Source organism: Metaclostridioides mangenotii (genome assembly GCF_018917235.1).
Taxonomy (GTDB): Bacteria; Bacillota; Clostridia; order Peptostreptococcales; family Peptostreptococcaceae; genus Metaclostridioides.
On the sequence record NZ_JAHLOF010000007.1, the window covers coordinates 20,793 to 42,851 of the forward strand.

The 22,059-nt window shown below is 30.8% G+C and carries 19 protein-coding genes; 1 reads left to right on the top strand and 18 read right to left on the bottom strand.

The window, feature by feature from the left end; genetic code table 11:
- Nucleotides 1-6: 6 nt before the first annotated feature.
- The 17 genes from KQI18_RS10815 to KQI18_RS10895 form a co-directional block, all read right to left on the bottom strand.
- Nucleotides 7-1,296 (bottom strand): MFS transporter, encoded by a 1,290-nt coding sequence (locus KQI18_RS10815; RefSeq protein ID WP_216467891.1) that lies wholly within the window; start codon nucleotides 1,294-1,296, stop codon nucleotides 7-9.
- A gap of 306 nt (nucleotides 1,297-1,602) precedes the next feature.
- Nucleotides 1,603-3,210 carry a PucR family transcriptional regulator gene (locus KQI18_RS10820; protein WP_216467892.1) on the bottom strand — a complete coding sequence of 536 codons (1,608 nt, stop codon included), beginning with the start codon at nucleotides 3,208-3,210 and terminating at the stop codon, nucleotides 1,603-1,605.
- 72 nt (nucleotides 3,211-3,282) lie between these two features.
- Complete coding sequence (locus KQI18_RS10825; protein ID WP_216467893.1) at nucleotides 3,283-3,975, bottom strand: GntR family transcriptional regulator; 693 nt, start codon at nucleotides 3,973-3,975, stop codon at nucleotides 3,283-3,285.
- A complete protein-coding gene (ispE, locus tag KQI18_RS10830) occupies nucleotides 3,968-4,849 on the bottom strand; it encodes a 4-(cytidine 5'-diphospho)-2-C-methyl-D-erythritol kinase (RefSeq protein WP_216467894.1) in 882 nt (293 codons plus the stop codon). Before ispE ends, KQI18_RS10825 begins: the two co-directional genes overlap by 8 nt.
- A 399-nt stretch (nucleotides 4,850-5,248) precedes the next feature.
- Nucleotides 5,249-6,799, bottom strand: coding sequence for a DUF3794 and LysM peptidoglycan-binding domain-containing protein (locus tag KQI18_RS10835; protein ID WP_216467895.1), 1,551 nt, complete (start codon nucleotides 6,797-6,799; stop codon nucleotides 5,249-5,251).
- A 94-nt stretch (nucleotides 6,800-6,893) separates the two neighbouring features.
- Nucleotides 6,894-7,160 carry a Veg family protein gene (locus tag KQI18_RS10840; RefSeq protein WP_216467896.1) on the bottom strand — a complete coding sequence of 89 codons (267 nt, stop codon included), beginning with the start codon at nucleotides 7,158-7,160 and terminating at the stop codon, nucleotides 6,894-6,896.
- A 144-nt stretch (nucleotides 7,161-7,304) separates the two neighbouring features.
- On the bottom strand, nucleotides 7,305-8,162 hold the full coding sequence (gene yabG, locus KQI18_RS10845) for a sporulation peptidase YabG (protein ID WP_216467897.1): 858 nt from the start codon (nucleotides 8,160-8,162) through the stop codon (nucleotides 7,305-7,307).
- An 83-nt stretch (nucleotides 8,163-8,245) separates the two neighbouring features.
- The gene (locus tag KQI18_RS10850) at nucleotides 8,246-9,187 is read right to left on the bottom strand and encodes a dipeptidase (RefSeq protein WP_216467898.1); all 942 of its coding nucleotides are present in this window, start codon (nucleotides 9,185-9,187) and stop codon (nucleotides 8,246-8,248) included.
- Nucleotides 9,188-9,297: 110 nt separating this feature from the next.
- Nucleotides 9,298-9,741, bottom strand: a complete 444-nt coding sequence (locus tag KQI18_RS10855; protein WP_216467899.1) for a YaiI/YqxD family protein — start codon at nucleotides 9,739-9,741, stop codon at nucleotides 9,298-9,300.
- A 144-nt stretch (nucleotides 9,742-9,885) separates the two neighbouring features.
- Nucleotides 9,886-10,383, bottom strand: a complete 498-nt coding sequence (locus KQI18_RS10860; RefSeq protein ID WP_216467900.1) for an SEC-C metal-binding domain-containing protein — start codon at nucleotides 10,381-10,383, stop codon at nucleotides 9,886-9,888.
- A gap of 81 nt (nucleotides 10,384-10,464) precedes the next feature.
- Complete coding sequence (locus KQI18_RS10865) at nucleotides 10,465-11,169, bottom strand: UPF0489 family protein (RefSeq protein ID WP_216467901.1); 705 nt, start codon at nucleotides 11,167-11,169, stop codon at nucleotides 10,465-10,467.
- 198 nt (nucleotides 11,170-11,367) lie between these two features.
- Nucleotides 11,368-12,603: an MFS transporter gene (locus tag KQI18_RS10870; protein WP_216467902.1), complete on the bottom strand. Its 1,236-nt coding sequence runs from the start codon at nucleotides 12,601-12,603 to the stop codon at nucleotides 11,368-11,370.
- A gap of 59 nt (nucleotides 12,604-12,662) precedes the next feature.
- Complete coding sequence (locus tag KQI18_RS10875) at nucleotides 12,663-13,817, bottom strand: trans-sulfuration enzyme family protein (protein ID WP_216467903.1); 1,155 nt, start codon at nucleotides 13,815-13,817, stop codon at nucleotides 12,663-12,665.
- A gap of 474 nt (nucleotides 13,818-14,291) precedes the next feature.
- The gene (locus KQI18_RS10880) at nucleotides 14,292-15,257 is read right to left on the bottom strand and encodes a beta-propeller fold lactonase family protein (RefSeq protein WP_216467904.1); all 966 of its coding nucleotides are present in this window, start codon (nucleotides 15,255-15,257) and stop codon (nucleotides 14,292-14,294) included.
- Nucleotides 15,258-15,432: 175 nt separating this feature from the next.
- The gene (locus KQI18_RS10885; protein ID WP_216467905.1) at nucleotides 15,433-16,290 is read right to left on the bottom strand and encodes a MerR family transcriptional regulator; all 858 of its coding nucleotides are present in this window, start codon (nucleotides 16,288-16,290) and stop codon (nucleotides 15,433-15,435) included.
- Between the two features lie 18 nt (nucleotides 16,291-16,308).
- Complete coding sequence (locus KQI18_RS10890; protein WP_330647834.1) at nucleotides 16,309-16,977, bottom strand: RluA family pseudouridine synthase; 669 nt, start codon at nucleotides 16,975-16,977, stop codon at nucleotides 16,309-16,311.
- Nucleotides 16,977-17,849 (bottom strand): class I SAM-dependent methyltransferase, encoded by an 873-nt coding sequence (locus tag KQI18_RS10895; RefSeq protein ID WP_216467907.1) that lies wholly within the window; start codon nucleotides 17,847-17,849, stop codon nucleotides 16,977-16,979. The genes KQI18_RS10890 and KQI18_RS10895 overlap by 1 nt, the downstream gene beginning before the upstream one ends.
- A 135-nt stretch (nucleotides 17,850-17,984) precedes the next feature.
- On the opposite strand from KQI18_RS10895, the gene KQI18_RS10900 reads away from it, so the two are divergent.
- Complete coding sequence (locus tag KQI18_RS10900) at nucleotides 17,985-18,680, top strand: DUF3298 and DUF4163 domain-containing protein (RefSeq protein ID WP_197314309.1); 696 nt, start codon at nucleotides 17,985-17,987, stop codon at nucleotides 18,678-18,680.
- 81 nt (nucleotides 18,681-18,761) lie between these two features.
- Here KQI18_RS10900 and carB read toward each other — a convergent pair whose 3' ends face one another.
- Entirely contained in the window at nucleotides 18,762-21,968 is a 3,207-nt protein-coding gene (gene carB / locus KQI18_RS10905; RefSeq protein WP_197314308.1) for a carbamoyl-phosphate synthase large subunit, read from the bottom strand.
- Nucleotides 21,969-22,059 lie beyond the last annotated feature (91 nt).

Genomic DNA, 22,059 nt, shown 5'->3' on the forward strand with positions numbered 1-22,059 from the left:
AATCACCTAACCCTTATAAATGTTTTGAGCCTTAGTTTCAGTTGCTAGCAGTGAAAATACTATTGATGATGCTACCGCTATAACCGGAACTATAAATGCTTTTTTATATGAAACTGCAAGCGCTAGGCCTGCTGCTACATTTGCGTCTATAAACTTCCCACAAATTACAGGAAGTATCGCTGCGAAGAAGAATCCACAAACATTAACTATTGACATTGACATACCAGCTAATTTTGGATTGCTCACTTCTTTACCAAGAGACCAACAAATAACGCCTATTGATCCTGAGATACCTATCATTGCTGCCGCTACTGTTACTAACCATATTGGCGGTTTTGCAAATACTATAAGTGACCATCCTACTATTCCTATTATAGATAAACCCAACATTGGTAATTTTCTATTTCTCATCGTGTCTGATATCTTACCGACGAAAACACATGCTATACCAGAAGCTAATAGAGCTATTGCTATTATATTAGCTGCAGATGTTTTACTAAGGCCATATTCAGCTATCAAATATGGAACCCCAAAAGTACCTGAGAATAAAAGTGTAGAACCATTTATTGTTCCAAATGCAAACGCTGGAAACCAAATTTTAGGATTCTTAACAATAGCAAATAACTGTTTTACTACTCCATCTGATTCACCGCTTGGTGCAGCTTGAACTGGATTAACTTCTGGCAATCCTTTTTCAGTAGGAGTATTTTTAATAAATAACATTACTAGTACAGCAAGACCTAGTGATATTACACCCATTGATAAGAATGAGGCTCTCCAACCAATTAGACCAACTATTATTAGAAGTGGTGTTTGTGCAAGTAATCCACCTAAACTTCCTATAAAACTTGTTACACCACTCATAGTGGCGAAATCTTTTGCTGGGAACCAGTTTGCTTGTATCTTAAGTATTGATAAGAAAACAACTGAAACCCCAAGTCCAACAAGTAATCTACTAAAATATGCTAGCATTATTGTACTTGCGAATGAGAATAATATTGAACCTACGGCTGCAATAACACTTCCCGCGATAACTGTTTTTTTAGGACCTAAATAATCAACTAAAATACCTGTTGGCACTTGCATTAAAGTATAAGCATAGAAATACATAGCACCTAAATTTGCTATCTGAGTCGCGTTCATTCCAAAAGATTTTTCTAAGTCGCCAACTATAACTCCAACAGACATTCTATGAAAGAATACTGTAAGATAAATTACAACCAATATTCCCCACACTACCCATCTATAAGAGCTTACTTTTGATTCATTTTGAATGATACCGCTTTCTTTAGACATTTTTTGCCCTCCTCAATTGCATTTTTTTATATTTATAACTGCAAATTTATTTAATTAATTAATAGTTTAATTTATTCTGAATAATCTTTCATCGGTCTTTGATGACAAATAAAAGTACTTTTTTTTGTTCCTCTGGTACATATATATTAAATATTATTGAGTATGAGCGAACTATAAGTAAGATTAGTTATAAATTAAACGGTATTAAAATTTCTTTATTAAAAAATAAAATCAAAAAAAGCCTGGATAATTGTCCCAGGCTTAAAATATAATTTATTTAAATTTATTATTTATTAAATTTTTAATTTAGTCAAACATCTGGTATATTCTTACAGCAAGTAATACATTAACCTTAGATTCATAATCAGTAAGATCATCATCAACCAGTTCACATATTTTTTTATACCTATACTTCATTGTGTTGTAGTGTATAAACATATCCTTTGCGGAATTTTTTAAATTCCAATCGTTATCTATAATACAAATCAAAGTTTTTAAAAGCTCTGAATTGTAGTTTTCATCATGATCTAGAATACCGGATAGTTTCTCTTTATAAAATATCTTCGTCTCTTCATTTTTATAGATTGTATACAAAAGTCTGTAAACACCTAACTTTTCATATAAAATAGTTGCATCATGCCCCTTATGAATAACTCTACCAATTTTGATAGATAAATTTGCTTCTTCATAACTTTTATGTGTTTCCATAACATCAGATTTTATACTACCAAACCCTACAGTTGCAGTGAACTTATGTTTACTAGAAATTACAGCTCTTAAATCATCACCTAATTTTTTTACATAATTATCGAAATCACTTTCATTTTTATCATCTTGTTGTATTAAAAATACTATCCTATCACTAAACTTAACGTATACAGTGTCATTGTAAGTTATCTTCATGAAATCTACGCACGTTTGTAGTATTTTCTTACTTTCATTCTCTAGTTTATCTATAGAAGATTTATTCTCTAACTTTAAATATTCTTCTTTGAAATCATCAATATCTACAACCATAGCGCATATGCTTCCAGAAAAGTCCCATCCATATATAGATGCTCTACTTTTTATCTCATCTTTAAACTTAATATTATTCATTATAAGGTCTTGTACAAATTCATTTCTATGTCTTTCTTTAATCTGCATACTAGAAATCTTTTTCTGAACATCTAGTATAATGGCTGTATTCACATGTGATAATGCATTATTTGCATCACTGTCAATTGTAAATCCATTTTCATTTAAAAATATGATATATCCATATGTCTCGATATTAACTCCTATTCTATAATTGTCAAATTCCTCGAGTATTGATTTAATATTCATCTTTTTCATATTCTCGTACATATGGTTTTTATTATTAGAAAAATACATCTTTTGAAAATGTAAATCATAATACATTAGATTCTCTTTTAATAAATCAGATAGTACATCTATGATAACTTGCATTCCTTCGTTATTTATAACTATATTAGAAAACCTGTTATTAATTTCCTCAGATAACTTTAGTGATTCAGACTGATGATCTATGATCTGTATAAGAGCGGGATTTATTACATCAATAAATGCAAATCTAAATGGAACGTCTATTATAGGAAAGTTTAATTCATCAGCTTTTTGCTTAACATCATCTGGTAGTATTTTTATAAATCTAGATAGTTTAATGAATAGTGAAGACATTCCATTATCGTGCAATTTCTGTATCGTATTTACAAATTGATCAGGATTTATTTTGAATATATATCCACTGCATAAAACAATTTCATAACCATTGGTCCATGGAAATGGATCTGGAGCATCCATTACTGTTATTGATCTTACAACTCTATCTAAACCATTCTCTCCAGCAATAACAGTCATTCCTTCAAATTGCGGATTATTTAAAATATCTCTTACAGAAGTTTCATTTCCCAAAAGTTACCCTCCTTAATGATATGTTCTACATTTGCATCGTACTTGAATAAAAGAAAAAGAAGGTCTCCCTTCTTATAAATCTGCTTGTTTAAGTGTAGCATTATTTATTATATACTCTTCACTATTTTTTATATGTGTTAATGCACTTTTTTCTGCTGTTATAACATCTCCATCAATAATGGCCTTAACAAGTTTTTCGTGTTCATCAACAATCCTTAGTGATATATCGTACCCACTCATATATGACAACCTAAATTTATATTCTTTTTCCCAAATAATTTTAGTAGTCTTAGTCAATGATTTATTATTAGCTATATTAAATATATAATGATGTAGTTCTATATCAAGTTCCGAAATCGCTACCATTAAACTTTTATCTTCTTTTTCTGATAAATCTTTAATTTTTTTTATTATTTGTTTTAATTTTTCTATATCTTTTTCATTTCTTCTCTTAGCTGCCAATTTTGCTGCCAAACTTTCTAGACTCGCTCTTACTTCCAAAACATCTAAAATTTCTTTTAAAGACATATTTGTTACATAAGCACCTTTTCTAGGTAACATCACTACTAAATCTTCAAGTTCGAGCTTTCTGATCGCTTCCCTTACAGGTGTTCTACTTACTCCTAAACCTTCTGCAAGTTGTATTTCCATTAGTCTTTGTCCAGGTTTTAATCTTCCTGTTAGAATCGATTCTCTTAAGTTTTCAAAAACTACATCTCTCAATGGTTTAAAATTGTTCAAATCTAGCTTAGGTAAGTTATACATTGATTTCAGCTCCTTTATCACTATTTTTAGTAAAATATACTTGCTTATATCTTTTTAATAGCTCCACTTTACATTTCAATGCATCCTCTTCACTTTTAAATATCCCAAAAACTGTTGGGCCGCTACCACTCATTAACGTCCCTAAAGCATTAAAATCCATAATTATACTTTCTATTTCATTTATTACTTTGTGTTTTTTTGAAGTCACACTTTCTAAGACATTTACCATATTTTTTGAAACAGTTTCTATATCTTCTTCCTCTAGTTTTTGTAATAATAACTTTGTATTAGGTCTAGTATCTACATTTGCCATATTTAAGTTTTGGTATACTTCTTTTGTAGAAACAAACAAATTAGGTTTACAAACCACTATGTTAGTACCATCAGGAAGCCCTTTTATATAGGTTAATTTCTCACCTATATTTTGAGCTAATGCGGGTCTGCCTGAAATACAAAATGGAACATCTGATCCCAACCTAAGGCCTAAGTTTTGAAGTTCTTCTTCTCTTAAATTAAGGTCCCATAATTTATTAAGACCTACTAATATTGCTGCAGCGTTAGAACTACCACCAGCTAACCCAGCTGCAATAGGAATGTGTTTCTCTATGTATATTTCTAAACCTTTACTAATATTAAACTCTTTTTTTATTAATACCGCAGCTTTATAGGCTATATTTCGTCTATCTAAAGGCATATTTGAGCTATTGCTTTTAATTATTATTTTTTTATTATCTAATTCCTTTATTTTGATAATATCATGCAAATCTATAGATTGCATTATCATCTCAACTAGTGAATATCCATCTTCTCTTCTACCTACCACATCAATTGACAAATTGATCTTAGCTCTGCTCTTTAACTGTATAAAACCCATAACTGCCTCCTGTATACTTAATACAAATTTTATGTATATATCACTATTATACTATAAAAGTATACCTTGCTTCATTACCTTTTTACTATTTTGAAAAAAGTTTAATCTTATATAATTTTATTATTTTTTATATAAAATCTTAGAGATATTTGAGGTTACAATATTTTTTTCCTGAATATATAAAAAAATGCAGTCAATCTTTTACAATTGACTGCTCGACAAGTAATATATTTATCTTTTCCAAAGTGCAGTAAAATACCATTCACTGAATGCTCTGGCAACTGCTCCGAAGTATCTAGCCAAAACCCGATTTTCGGAGTATCTTTTAAAATTCTGAATACAGCAGGAATGAAATAGTCTTCTTAACCTATATTTGAGAGAGTTTTTATACTTTTAATTTTAACTAAGCATAGCAACTTTCTTTTCAAGAATTAGACACTTACCTTCTTGAATTGGTTCTTCCAGGCTAATATCATTTAAATCTGCTATCTCAGATTCAGTTGTATTATACTTCTTAGCTATATTCCAGAATGTATCTCCTTTTTTACACATATACACTATGATACTTGGAGCATTCGAAAGGTCGTAAGGCCCTTGGTCCTCTCCTTTAACTATAAAGCTTTCTGTGTTTTTATCTAGAGCTTCTGTAACCCTCTTAAGCCTTACATTTAAATCTATCTGATCTCTATTTAGATCAGCATCAACCTTGTCAATTGATACTGTATTAAATACTGTAGATACATCTGTCATATTTTCTATAGGCATATCATTCTCAAATGGAATTTCTTCGCTTATTGTGTACACCATTTTTAAGCCTTCAACAGGTACATATAATACGTCTAATTTAACTATACCTTGTATTACACTTTTGTTGTCTTCTACATATGAATTCTCGATTGAAGCAGTACAGCAAACGCTTACTATATCTTTTATTTGTATATCGTCATTGTCATTTCTTAGATTCTCTCTTACTGTAAATGTATCTTCAAAATTACTTAGTGCTTTATTTAATTTTATTGGTTTATGGTCGAACTTTATCATTGTCTGTGGTGAATATGCATCTTGTAATACTTCTCTCGTAACTTCATCAGTTACCTTAACTTTACAAAGAGCAGTACAGTCGATTTCTAGTACTCCATTAGAACTATCGGAACTTTGTTTGAAATTATGGTTGAAGTCAGAAATAGTTAGCAATACCTCTTCCTTCATTCCATCGCCTACACCAGCCATCTCCACAAATTGAGTAAACTCTATACCCAATCTATCTAATTCTACCAGTTCACCCTCATAAGTACTTGCAAGAGGATTTATCTCCAAAACTCCTCCTACTATAACTTTATTATCCGTTACTCTGCTTTCCTTAACCCTTATGCAAGGATTTAAGCTTATAATCGATTGTATTTCATCTGTATTAATATTTATAGTATCTCTTATAGAGCTATCTGACTGTTCTATACCTACTATATCCTGAAATTTGATCTCTTTTCTATGTTTTTGTATGCCTTCAACTTGAGAAACATCTTTTACTATATCTAAGGCCTGCTTTTCAAATAAACTTCCTCTGACATTCATAAGAGCTCCTATTTTTAGCTTCCTTTCATTCATAATAGTACAGTCCATATGCTCTACTTCTGGGAATAGCATGTGGTCCATATTGTGTAGTACATTGTCTTTTTCTACTACCTCGTTTATATCTATCTTTCCATCAACGTTTGAGACAGTCTTTTTATCATCAGCTATGTAAATTACATTGTAGTTAAAGCTTCCTCTTAGAAGTATTTTTCCATCTGTTGCTTCAACTTTTCTAAATGATATGTACCCTTCAGTTTTGACAATTTCATAGACATCCATCTTTTTATCTGGCACAACAGTCTCCGCTTCAATAAAAGTCTGGAATTTTCCAAAGTCTATTCTATTATCAAGTTTAATTACATCTTTAATAAGTTCCATAGTTTACCCTCCTAATACAAAAATAAAATATCACACTATATTTATATTAAAAGAACAAAAAAAAAATTACACCTATTTTAAATAGGCATAATTTTTAACTTATCTGTAAATTATCTTGATCTCTGAAAACTTGTAGTTTAACGTTAGATGTCAATAGGTCCGAATAGCTATATGATACTCTAGGGTATCCGTTACTCTCATCATCTAGTTTTATAACAAACACGCTTGGATATACTTTTTCTAGTATTCCCTCTTTAGTAATAATCTGCTTTCTTCCTTTATTGGCCTTCAATAAAATTTTCTTGCCAATGTGTCTTTCTAAGCTCATTCTGATTTTATCCAAAGTCTGAACAGTAGCCACAAAATCACCTTCTTTAACGATTATATGTTTACATAATATCATAAATAAACATATTTGTCAAATGCATAAACAATAATTTTATATTTTTTTGAAATAAAAGTCAATACTTTTTTTAAAATTTATGAAATTATTGTGAATTTTTTACTATATCATCATTTTTGGCATGGCCCATCTGAATTTTCCTCTAGTTTCAGAACCTCCTACTCCCTTAACTCCTGTGACTGTTTGCTCTATTACTTCTTCTATCGGAACTACTACATCAATTCTAGAACAAGCTATTTTTTCAACAATAAAAACAGGGTCCAACGCGTGTATCATTATTCTTCCAGGAGAACTCGCATAGTTAGCCCCTGCCCCTATAATTTTCTCATAATTTGATTGGCATGCTCCTGCAAATATCACCAAACTATCTAAGTTTGGTTGCCATTTTCTGGCTTCTTTTACTGCCTTAATAAAGTTTAAAGAGTTTCTATAATTATTTATATTATCTACACTGCCTCTTTTAAGAGTCATTGAATCATGGCCCGTTATTACAAGTATATCCGGGTTGTATTTTTCCAAGAGACCTCTAACTTCTTTATATTGATTTGACTCTGACACTGCAGCCCCAGCAGCTGGAATTCCAAGCTCAGCATATACATCTAGGCAGATATTCAAATACTCTTTATCGCCATCAATTTGTAGAACTTTTCCAGGTATCCCATATGCATTGGCGGTAGCTTGAAGTTTAGGTATTGATCTTGTCATCTTCTTTTCCCTATCTTTAGCCTTTTTTACTGATCTAGATAATCTAGTTTCAACTTCTTTATCTATTAATATCTCCCTCAAATCAGGAGCTGTAACCGGCACTAAATCGTCTAACTTAGCATCTGCTATAATCCTAAAGGCAACACCCTTTAAAATTGCTATTTTATCTCCTGTTTCATCTGTACCAAAAGATACTATTTTGAAGATTATATCTTTATTATATGATTCTCTAGCTACAACGTCTCCTATCTTCATAGTGAATAAACCTCCAATAAAATATTCTTAGTCTATACTATGTTTAATATAATGATTTGTTTACTAGCTAGTTCATCTGTACTTTATAAAACATCTTTAATTACTCTAAGGACGTTTTTATTGTAAATTTTCTCTATTTGATCCTCTGAGAAACCTTCTTTTTTTAGTGGATCATAAAGTTTTCCCATTTCAGATGCGTCTTTTATATCTAAATTTGATTCTATACCATCAAAGTCACTTCCAATGGCAATTACATCTATTCCGCCTACATTATGAATATGTTTTATATGATTTACCATATACTCTAATTTACTATCAACTCCTTGGTCTTCGGATAAAAAAGTATGATAAAAGTTTATACCTGTAACACCACCGCAGTTCGCAATAACTTTAATCATATCATCAGTTAAATTTCTAGAATGGTTTGTAACAGCTCTAGCATTTGAGTGAGTGGCTATTATAGGCTTTCTAGATATTTCTGCAATATCATAAAAACCTCCATCTGATATATGTGAAACGTCTATAATCATTCCTAATTCATTCATTGTATGTACTACTTCTCTTCCAAAATCTTTAAGCCCTTTTTTTCTGAATTTTTCCTCATTATGAGGATAACAAAGCTCATTTTCGTGATTCCAACTAAGTGTTATCATTCTGACACCTAAATCGTAAAATTTATTTAAGTATTCGATTTTTCCTTCTAAAACAGCTCCCTCTTCTATAGATAAAAGCGCCGTCACTTTATTATGCTGTTGATTTTTCATGATTTCATCGTAATTTGTAGCAAGTTTTATAAATTCTTTGTTATTGTCCATTTCTTCATGAAACTTTTTAGCCATACTCATACAATAATCGTATGGATTTTTGATTACATCAAGGTCTATATAAAGCGCAAATGTCTGAGCTAAACAGTTACCTTTTATAAGTTTTTCAATATCAACGTGAAAATCATTTTTTTTAAGGCCACATTTATTATCATCCATAAGTTTTGAAACTGTATCACAATGTAAATCTATAAACTTCATAATTATTCCCCACTTTCACGATGTTTTTATAATATAAATTATTTAAGAATCAATAAAATTATATCACGATATAATAAACTATTTTATAATCAATTCTATTTTCAAAATCTTTAACCATGTAATAATTTATTTACAAGTTTTATAAGGCAAGCTTCAAATTTAGCATTATCCACTTCTTTTCTCTTTTTCGGATTTGAGGTTTTAAATCCTCCTCTTCTAGCTGTACTGTTTAGATGTCTCTCAAATAACATTTGATCTATATTATCTAATGTATATAAAAATCCATTTTGATGTATGACAAAGGCTTTTTTCCCAAGAGCCATAGAAGCCAATCCATAATCTTGGGTTACAAGTATATCTTTTTCTTTAATTTTATTTATAATTGCGAAATCTACTGAGTCACTTCCTTTTTCTACCACAATAACATTACTGTAACCGTCGTTTATATCGTGAGTTGTATCAGTGAACATTTTTACTTTAAGGCCATAATCTTTCGCGACCTTTACAATCTCTTTTTTTACGGGACATGCATCAGCATCAACGAAAATTACCATAATTTCTCCAATCTTCGAAATAAAAAACTATCTCATCATAATTCACTATAAAATTATATTGAGATAGTTTATGTTGACAATGTTAAATTTTTATATAAAATGCCTATGATATCTTTCTAAAAGTTATTTTCCTCAAAACAACTATTATTTACCACAACATTTTTTGTATTTTTTACTACTTCCACATGGACAAGGATCATTTCTACCAATTTTTTCTTCTTTAACTATAATTTTAGACTTTTTGTAGTCTTTGATTACTTGTTTTCTATGATCTAATGACAGTATATCATCCCAGCCTGGAAGTCCATATAACCAATGAGCTTCTACATTTACCATATTAAAGAATAGTTTTTCCAAGTCAATTTTCAAAGATACTTCTGAATCAGCTTCTATATCCTCTAATACTACATCTTCCTTTAAACTTTCACTTATTCCATCTATGAATCCCATAAAGTACTCATTTGATGTATTAAACTTCTCAGCAAGTTCACTTACTTTTCCTTCTACAACGTCTAATTTTTCATTTAAAATCTCGTTATATATACTAGCCTCAACTTTTAAATAGTCTTCCCAAAATTTAACTTCGGCGTCTTGGCTCTCATGATTGTCACTTAAATCATTCCAAGAATCAAATAAACTCATAAGTTTTCCTCCTAAATTACCTTATATTTATACAGTATCTTTTGATCTTCTACAAAATTTCTGTACTGGCTTTATTAACTATTACATTATATCATAATTAAACAATTCTTTTAACACCTTAATAGCATAGTTTTGATCAATGAAAAAAGGACTTGTTGCAACTGTTATAACAGTTGATTTCTCTATGTATTCTTTAATTTTGCTCATTTTAAAGTCTCTATTTATGTAGTCCATATCCTTCGAGAATATATCTAAATCTATATCTAGTACATATTCACCGGTTATCTCCAAGTTAAAGCTATACATACTGTCTACTATTATAACTTCTGAGAATAAATTATACTCTAGCGCAGGCTTAATAAAATTTCCAACATTTAGAACTTCATTTGTATATCTAAAAACATCATCTATATCTTCTATATTTACATTGTAGTTTTCTGGAGCTCTAGTATCCTTATGTTGATCTACATGTACTAATTTACACCCTTTTTCAAAGCCTCCAGACAAAAAACTATTTATCCAAAAGTAAAATGCATGATTGTGATTGTCAAATATATAAACTTTTTTACCATTAAAATTGTATTCTACTAAGTTTTTTAAGCCTTTACAAAGAATCTCTTCTCCATTCTCAACTTCATTAAAACAGACTTCATCTCCTAATACAACGTCGTTTAGATCTCCATTTATAAGCCTTGGTACAAATATACTTTTGTTACTTCTTTCATCATATGAAAATATATTATTACCTACAGGTCTGTTTATATAGAATCCAGTGTATTTATCCATAAATTTTCCTCCTCTCGACTTATCTTATATAGTATACAATTTTTCATGTATTATATAAATATATTATATAACTTCCTATAAATAAAAATGGGGATGAACATTTATAGTTCATCCCCATATTATATTGTGTACATAAATCAATTCCGTTTATATTAACAGTTTAAGCAATCAATTCCGTTTATATTAACAAGTTTAAGCTTATTTAGTACTATTTTTCTTGTTCATTTTCATAAGTGTATAAGTAGCGAATATTCCTATAAATGCACAAACCACTGAAAGTATGAATATATAAGTGTAACCTGTTTGCCCGTACTTATCTAACCAGTTACCTGCAACTGTATAATAGAATGCATCTGGTGAGAATCCTAAAAATGATGCAAAACCAACTACAGCACCAGTAGTCTCAATAGGTATATTTGACTCAGAAACTGTAGCAAAATAAATTCCTCTAGCTCCAAATAAAATTACACTTAGTATTATCATGTTAATAACTGCTATCCACATAAATGATGGACTCTTTGGAATAAATAAGAATGCTGCAGTACTTACAGCCATAAATAAAAATCCTACAAATAATACTTTAATAGATGATCCAACCTTATCAGTAACTATTCCTGTAATAGGCGATGCACCCATTTTAATAACATATGTTCTAATTATTGATAGTGCAGAAACTAATGTTAAAGGCATTACATAAACTTCCGATAAGTATGGACTTAAATATGTTAAACTTGAGAATACAAGATAAACTGAGAATATAGTTAAACCTAATAACCAAGCTTTTGGCATAGTTATCACTTTTAAGAAAGATGAAATACTCATTCCATCATTTGATTCTTCAGTGTCTTTAACATCATCAATTAAGAAGTATAATATTATTCCGCAAACTATTGAGGATATAGAATATAGCCAAACAACATATTTAAATCCTACTGTTATTTCAGCAAATTTACCAAAGAAATAAAGTCCTATAAAAGAAATAACTGTTCCTGCTATTCCTGATAGACCTTCATAGAATCCAAATAATCTACCTTGCTCAGATTCATCGCCAAGCATTCTTATAACTTTAACCGAGGCTGGGAAGAATGTCATTATAGTTGTGAATCCCCACAAAACGAACATTACAACTAACATACCGTATGATGGGAATGTAGCAAAGTAAAATCCTAAAAGTCCCGAAACAACTAGTGAAAGTGTGATCAGTTTTTTTACAGAAAATTTGTCTGCAAACCAACCTCCTACGAAGTAAGATACCATTGCAACCATACCATAAGTACTAAGTAAGTTACCAATTTGAGTATGGCTAAGTGATAATGCCTGTTGCATAGGATCATAAAATGCCGATTTCATATATGGCAAACTATACATTGCTGTCATACCAAATGCTAATATAAAAATAATTGAAAATCTTTTAATATTGCTCTTTTTTTCCATGGTTAGTCTCCTTGTTGTATTTAATATCTATCTTACTAAATAATTTTATTTTTATTATATTACTTAATTTTTTCAATAGATTTAGAGAAATCATTTATTATGTCTTTTGATGATTCAAGTCCTAAGGCTATTCTTATTAGATTTTCTCCATCCATTTGAACTAGCGTATGTTCTTCTCCTAAACTAGTAGCTATCGTACATACTTCTAATGAGTTCATTAACTTTCTACTAGCCTGATCCCTTGTAAGTCCATTTATCCCATCCTTTAGTTTGAATGAAACTACTCCACCGCCAAGTCCATTCATTTGAGTTTGACATAACTCATACTGAGGATGTGATTTTAAAGCTGGATACTTAACTATTTCAACATTTTCGTTGTTCTCTAAGAATTCAGCAACTAATAAAGCATTTTCACAGTGTTTTTTGATTCTCATGTCTAATGTCTTTATACCTCTTAATATAAGCCATGCATTTATTGGAGACATGGAAGCTCCTGTGAAACAACATAAGCTTGGCCATCTTACTAGATCTATTAATTCTTTAGAGCCGGCAACAGAACCACCTAATGCGTCTCCATGACCGTTCATATATTTTGTTAAACTGTGTATAACTAAATCTGCTCCTAAATCTAATGGCCTTTGAACAATAGGAGTTCCAAAAGTACTGTCTACTATCAATAAGCTCTTATGTTCATGTGCTATGTCTGCTACAGTTTTTATATCAACCAAGTCTAATGATGGGTTTAAAGGAGTTTCAACATAAACAATTTTCGTATTCGCCTTCATTTCATCTTTAATATTTTGTGGATTTATAGCATCTACAAATGTAATTTCTACTCCAAATTTTGAAAGTAATTCGCTCATAAATAGTTTTGTATGTGAGAATATGCCATTTGAACTTATTATATGGTCTCCACTTTTAACCAAAGCCAATAGAGTAGATGTTATTGCACCCATTCCAGATGTACTTGAGATAGCGCTTTCTGCATTGTCAAGCATAGCTAATTTAGACTCTAACTCTGTTAATGTAGGATTACATTCTCTTGAATACACATACCCCCAAGTCATACATAACTCTTCAAAATGTTCAACTGAATTTGCTGCAAAAGTCGCAGTCTGATATATTGGAGAAGCCAAAGATCCTGTTGTCGGATCTGGCTCATGACCCCAATGAATTATTTTTGTCTCTAGTTCATGATTGTTATTCATACTCATTTTCATTTCCTCCATGCAATTAATAAATATCGTTTTCACACTTAGTGTTCCTCAAATTTGTATATAAAATCCAATTTGTAAAATACCAAGTTTAATAGCTCATTCTGCAAATGATTTTATTCATTCGACATATAAATACTTTTTTCTCTTTGTCATAACCTATTATAAACTCTATAGTAACTATAGAGTCAATATCTTTTTATCATGATTTTATTGTATTTAACGGGAATTTTAATCCTTTTTTACATATTTTTTATCTTAACACTGTATCAGCAATAGAGTTATTGCAGTTTTAGGGCAAAGTTTAAGACAGTACATATAAGCTAGATGAATATATATATAAATCTACATCATTATGCTTAAATTAATACTGTCTTAATAAATATTTTGATTACAAATATTATTTAAATTCTGTATTAAATAAACTATCGTTTAATAAATTCAAATTTTTTAAATTATAATCAAAAGACATCATTAAACCCCAACTACAGTTCCAACTCCCCAAGTTCCACAAATTTCGGGTGACAGATTAGCGATTACTGTATTATCACTACCTCTTATAACCGATATGTCACCAGAACTATAGTTGGCAACATACACTATATTTCTAAAGACATCAATTGCTATATCGTAAGGTGCAACCCCTACTCTCATAGATCTAATAACTTTGTCAGTACTACCATCAATTACTGATATAGTACCACTTGTAGTATTTGAAACATAAATCAAATTTGTAATAGGGTTTACACTCAAAAATTGAGGTCTTTTCTCAACCACTATATTATCTAATATACAATTCGTTTCTTCATCTAATACCGTTACATAATCTGTACTCGATGAATTATATCCGATATAAACTTTATTTGTATTTGGATTTACTGCTATCCCAGACGGTGCAGAATCTACATCTACATAATCTAATACAGAGTTTGAGATTCCATCTACTACTGTGATATTATTAGATCCATTATTAGTGATATAGATCCTATTTGTATTTAAATTTATATCTATTTTTGCTTGTGAGCTTCCTTTTGGAGTCTTAATATTATTTATAACTTTGTTAGTTATACCATCAATAACAGATACAAATCTTGATCCCCTATTAGCTACGTATATTAAGTTTGTATTTGGATTAACTCGAACATAAAATGGAGACTCTCCAACCTCAATTTTTTTTACGACCTTATTAACTCTTGCATCAACTACTAAGACGTTATTTCCAGTAATATTTGCAATATAAACTAATTTAGTAAAATTATTTACATCTACACCTCTAATATCTGACGAAACCTTTATTTTTTCAATTATATTGAAATTTACACCATCAACTACTGAAATTACACCTTTTGATGATTCCATGCCCAATCCTGAAATATAAATATTACATTTTTTGCTTTTACAGTCATTTTCGACATCACGTTTTAAACCGTGATCATTCATTGATAACCAACCTCCTATCAGAAGTAACCAATAAAGATTTAACTAATATTTATTTTATGTAAAGCAAATATTTATGTTCTTCTTAGGTAAAAAGCAACTATATATTAAAAAATACATTTAAAAAGGAGATTATTTTATATAAATAATCTCCTTTTTAATCAAAATTAATTTAATTTTATACTAAGCATCTAAGGTCTATTTCTCTTTTCTTTACCTGTATCTGTATTTCTGTCAATAAATCATCCTTGTGACTAGCCGATAGTGGATCTACAATTGGAATCTCGTAAATATACCCCTCAACTGGAATTCTCTTGTACTCTACATAATCGACAATTTTTTTTATATGTTCGTAATTGCCACTGTAATCTCCCTTATATGTCATACAAATAAAATCACCAGAAGAAATTTCAGATATATACTTTTGAGACTTTTCATTAAAAAGATCTCTTTCTACAGTTACAAAACTGTTCTCATAATTTACTCTATTTTCTTTTATAAAATTATCGATAGAAATTAGTCCACTTACTCCACCGTAAAAAACAGATATATTTTCTTCTAAGATATTTGCTATCTGTCTTCTAGACAACTCTAATGTCTCTTCGTGGCTTAAACCTTCTTCATAGTCTATAGACAAAATACTTCTTTTCGGTATATGTTTTCTTATTATCTTTCCTACTTCATCAGCTTTGAAACCTTTCTCAATGGTCTCTTTTTTTGTACTTAAAACTTTTTTGATTAACTCTAATTCTTTAATTTTATCTTCTACCATTCCTATTTTACTATTTAACAATTTTAATATTTCTTCATTACTATCTTCTAAATTTACTTTTATCTCTTTAAGTGACATCCCCAGGTATTTTAAATACTTGATTAAATCAAGTTGAGAGAACTGATCGATAGAATAATATCTATAACCGCTATCGTAATCGACATGTACTGGCTTAAATAAGTCAATTTGATCGTAATATCTGAGTGTCTGAATGCTTATTTTATGAAGTTTTGCCATTTCACCTATAGAAAAGTATTTACTCATGTGATCCACCCTCTATCATTATTTAAATATATTCCATGGGTATTCATTTGGCTGTGAAGATTCAAATTCCATTTTTTCTTTGGTCGTTGGATGCACTATTTCAATTTTTTGTGACCAAAGTGCTAATTGTTGCCCTACTTTATTCATCTTTTGACCATATCTTTGATCGCCATATAGCGGATGATTTCTGCTTGCAAACTGAACTCTAATTTGATGAGACCTTCCAGTCTTCAAATCGACTTCGACCATACTCAAGTCGCCCTTACTAGAAATTAAATTGTAGCTTAGTTCAGCATTTTTGGCTTCTTTATGATCTTTGTTTACTATACTTACCGTATTAGTTTTTTTATTTTTATATAAATAGTCTTTGTACACATCATTTTCCTTATTGAAACTTCCATGTACTATAGCTCTATAAGTCTTTTTAAAAGTTTTATTTCTGACTTGTTCAGAAAGTCTAGAAGCAGCTTTAGAAGTCTTGGCAAACACCATAACTCCACCAACAGGTCTATCAAGCCTGTGAACAAGCCCAATAAAAACATTTCCCGGTTTATTGTATTTATCTTTTACATATTTTTTTAGTAAATTCACCATATCTTTATCATTTGTTTTATCCGACTGAGATAGTATGTTTACAGGTTTTTCAACTACTAGAAGATGGTTATCTTCGTAAATAACTTTTACCACTATATGCTCTCCCATCTACCAAATATTCCGCACGGTAATATTTTACCGTCTCTAGATGCTGGTATTCCAAGTTCTCCACCGTATATATTACCATCTTTTACTTTTTTTCCAATTGTTGTTGATAGAACATTTTCTAGGACTATAGGAGAAAAACCTGTAGTGTATGAATTTATTAAGAAAAATAGAGGATCATCAGAAAGAACTCCCATACATAACTCAACAAAACTAAATAGTTTCTCTTCTATTTGCCAAACTTCTCCTTTAGGTCCACGTCCATATGAAGGTGGATCCATGATTATTGCATCGTATTTTTTACCTCTTCTTATCTCTCTCTCAACGAATTTTACTACATCGTCTACTATAAATCTAACTTGTCTAGATTTAAGTCCAGACAATTCTATATTATCCTTTGCCCAATTTACCATTCCTTTTGCTGCGTCAACATGACAAACCTCGGCTCCTGCATAAGAACAAGCGACTGTCGCTCCTCCAGTATAAGCAAATAAATTTAATACCTTTATTGGTCTATTTGCTCCTTTTATCTTATCCATCATCCAATCCCAATTTGCAGCTTGCTCAGGAAAAAGACCTGTATGTTTAAATCCAGTTGGTTTTATATGGAACTTAAGTGCTTTGTAATTTATAGTCCATTGCTCTGGATACTTTTTTTTATGCTCCCATTGTCCTCCACCTCTATTACTTCTATGATAGTGACCATGTGGATTTTTCCATAGAGCCCATTCAGATTCCATAGGCCAGACTACTTGAGGGTCAGGCCTTCTAAGGACATATTGACCCCAACGCTCTAATTTCTCTCCATTTCCCATATCTATTAATTCATAATCTTTCCATTTATCTGCAAGTAATAACATTTTTTCCTCCTGTTAAATACATCTAATATTCAGTATTATACCATAATTTTATAAGCTTTATGTTGTTTTTGTTAACACAATTATATCTCAATTCATACACTATTATAGTTTAAGTAAAGTAGAGAGGAGATTTCTATGATTAATTATCGTGTTAATGCAAATTGTACTCACAATCTTTTATACGTAAGATTCAACGAAGAATTTGGGAGGGAAGGATATTTTTCTTACGATATGCAATACCCCTCATTGTTTAATATCGCCGGACAACAAAATGCTGGAAACCCAGGAGTTTTAAGAGATATAAACACCGCCATAAAAAAATCTGTTGATGATTTTAAAACTGGAATTTCTGAAGAAGCCGCTGCCTATAACAAAAATGCTGAAAACAGTTCTCAAACACCTAGCAGATTCAATGTTACTTCCAACTATGCAATAACATTTAGTATGAATTCAACATTAAGTTGTATTCTAGATTTAAAAGGTCAAGCTACATCCGCTGGAATTTTGTATAATACCCTAAACAATTACAATGTAGATCTAATCACTGGGAAAGAACTTACTCTTGCAGATGTATTTAATTCAGATGTAGATTATATCAATCTTGTATCCGAGTACATAAAATCTACAATTACTGAAAATATTAATTGGTTTTATGCACTTGATAATTTTGAGATTCCCGCTGATCAAGCATTCTATTTAACATTTGATGGTGTTGTAATTTATTTTGGAATAGATCAAATTGCTCCAGCGGAATTCGGTATACCTAAATTTAAGATTAACTATGCCGACTATGGTACTGAGATAAACCCTAGATTTTTCTGCGCTTTTTAATCTAAAAAAGGTGATAACGTATATGTTATCACCTTTTTAAATTTATACTTGAATTAAATTTTATGTTTTAATTAATTTTAGCTATTCTCCTAAATTGTATACCTTAAGCTTATCTTCATCTATCTTCTCTTTTCTGACTCCTACCATAGCCTTTAGTGTATCAAGAGATGTCATTACCTCGGTTGAGAACTCTATTGCAGTTCTTCTTATCTTAAATCCGTCTCTCGTTGAATCATTACCTTTTGTAGGTGTATTTATCACTAGATCTACTTGCTTATTTCTTATTACATCTAGTATATTGGGTCTAGCTTCTTCTACTCTATTTACAATTTCAGCTTCTATTCCATGTTCCCTTAAGCTATTTGCTGTACCTTCTGTAGCTACAAAAGTGTATCCAAGATCTCTCATATCTTTTGCTATATTTATAAATTCTTCTTTATCATTGTCATTAATAGTTGCCAGAACAACACCTCTTTCGTCAGACATATGTTTTCCAGCTGCTATAAATCCTTTGTAAAGGGCTTCTTCTAGATTTTCTCCAACTCCAAGAACTTCTCCCGTAGACTTCATTTCCGGTCCAAGACTTACTTCTACTTTAGATAGTTTTGACATAGAGAATACTGGAACCTTTACAGATACTAACTCTGGTTCTTTGTATATTCCTGTTCCATATCCAATGTCTTTTAACTTATCGCCTAACATGCATTTAGTAGCTATGTCTATTATTGGTACATTACTAACTTTACTGATATATGGAACCGTTCTGCTCGCTCTTGGATTTACTTCTATTATATATAACTCTCCATGGTATTCTATAAATTGTATATTTACCATTCCTATCACGTTTAGATCTAGTGCTATTTTCTTAGTATAATCTAGTATTTTTGCTTTTATTTCATCCGAAATATTTTGACTTGGATACATTGTTATACTATCCCCAGAGTGAACTCCCGCTCTCTCCAAATGTTCCATTATACCCGGTATTAATATATCTTCTTGATCACATATAGCATCAACTTCTATCTCTCTACCAGTTAGGTATTTATCTATAAGAACTGGATTTTTACTGTCCCTATTAAATGCATCTTCTAGGTACTGAGTTAATTTTTCTTGGTTGTAAGTTATCTCCATCCCTTGTCCACCAAGTACATATGAAGGTCTAACTAATACTGGATATTTTAGTTCATTTGCTACTTCAACACCTTCTGCTACAGTCCATACACCTTTTCCTTTTGGTCTATTTATATCCAATCTCTCTAGAAGTTCATCGAATTTTTCTCTGTCCTCTGCTGCGTCTATATTTACAAAATCTGTACCAAGTATCTTTATATTCTTTTCATGTAAAAACTTAGCAAGTTTTATAGCAGTTTGACCACCAAATTGAAGTATAACTCCATCTGGATTTTCTTTTTCTATTATATTTAAAACTTCTTCTTCAGTTAATGGTTCAAAGTAAAGTTTATCAGAAGTATCAAAATCTGTACTTACTGTCTCTGGATTGTTATTTATTATTATAGTCTCTATGCCTTGTCTTCTAAGTGATTTTATACAATGAACTGAGCAATAATCAAACTCAATCCCCTGACCTATTCTTATAGGTCCTGATCCAAGAACTATTACTTTCTTTTTATCACTTACTTCTACTTCATCGTACTGATCGTAAGTTGAGTAGAAATATGGAGAAAGTGCATCAAATTCTCCTCCGCATGTATCAACCATCTTATAAGCAGGCTCTATACTATACAGTTTTCTAAGCTCGTATAATTTTTCTGGGCTTAATTTCATTAAATCTGAAATTCCTTTATCCGAGAATCCTTTTTTCTTTAATTCTAGCAAGTAATCTTTGTCTAAATCTTCTATCTTAAGCTCTTTTAATTTTTCTTCTTGTTCAACTATCCATTTAAATTTATTTATAAACCATTTGTCTACACCAGTTATCTCTTCTATCATCTCTAGCTTATATCCTCTTCTAATCATTTCGGCTAGATCAAATAATCTTTCATCATCGGGTACTACAACTCTTTGTTTTAGTTCTTCTATTGTTCTCTCTTCAGAAGCTCTGTGGACTAAAGAGTATTTTCCAGTTTCAAGAGATCTTATTCCCTTTAATATCGCAGCCTCAAAATTGCTACCAATACTCATTATCTCTCCAGTTGCCATCATTTTTGTACCAAGCTTTCTGTTAGCATGTCTAAATTTATCAAATGGCCATTTTGGTATTTTTACCACTACATAGTCTAATGTCGGTTCGAAACAAGCGTAAGTCTTTTTTGTGACAGCATTTTCTATTTCGTCTAAAGTATATCCTAATGCAATTTTTGCAGAAACTTTTGCTATAGGATATCCAGTTGCCTTAGAAGCGAGTGCTGAAGATCTACTTACTCTAGGATTAATTTCTATTATCGCATATTCTAAACTGTGTGGATTAAGCGCTATTTGAACATTGCATCCGCCTTTTACTTCTACTGCATTTATTATATCTATAGATGCTTTTCTAAGTAATTGGTACTCTTCATCGCTTAAAGTTTGACTCGGAGCTACAACTATACTATCTCCAGTATGAACTCCTACGGGGTCTACGTTCTCCATATTACAAACTGTTATACAGTTTCCATTTCCATCTCTTACTACTTCGTACTCTATTTCTTTCCATCCTTTTATACTCTTCTCTAAAAGTACTTGTCCTACTGGGCTTAATTGAAGTCCGTGTTGAAGTATCTCTCTAAGTTCTTCCTCAGTATCTGCGATTCCTCCGCCTGTTCCTCCTAATGTATAAGCTGGTCTAACTACTACTGGATATCCAATCTTATCGGCAAATTTCAAACCAGATTCTAAATCTGTGACAATATCACTGATTACTACTGGTTGGTTTATTTCCTTCATCATCTCTCTGAATAAGTCTCTGTCTTCACCTTTTTTGATAGATTCAACTGAAGTTCCTAAAACTTTTACATTGTATTTTTCTAGTATACCTTTTTCGTGTAGCTCAACTGCAAGGTTAAGACCTGTTTGTCCACCCATTCCTGCAAGTAGACTATCTGGCTTTTCTTTTTCTATTATCTTTTCAATAAATTCTACTGTTAATGGCTCTATATATATTTTATCTGCTACCTCTTTGTCAGTCATTATAGTAGCTGGGTTACTGTTTATAAGTACAACTTCTACTCCTTCTTCTTTTAGTGCTTGGCAAGCTTGTGTTCCAGAGTAGTCAAATTCTGCTGCTTGCCCTATTATAATAGGTCCTGAACCTAGTACTAAAGTCTTTTTTACATCTTTTAATTTAGGCATAATTTTATCTCCTCGCATAACAAATTTTAAATCGGTCCTAACTCAAATTACATTTGAGTCCATACCTTCTTTAATCTATACTTATATCCAA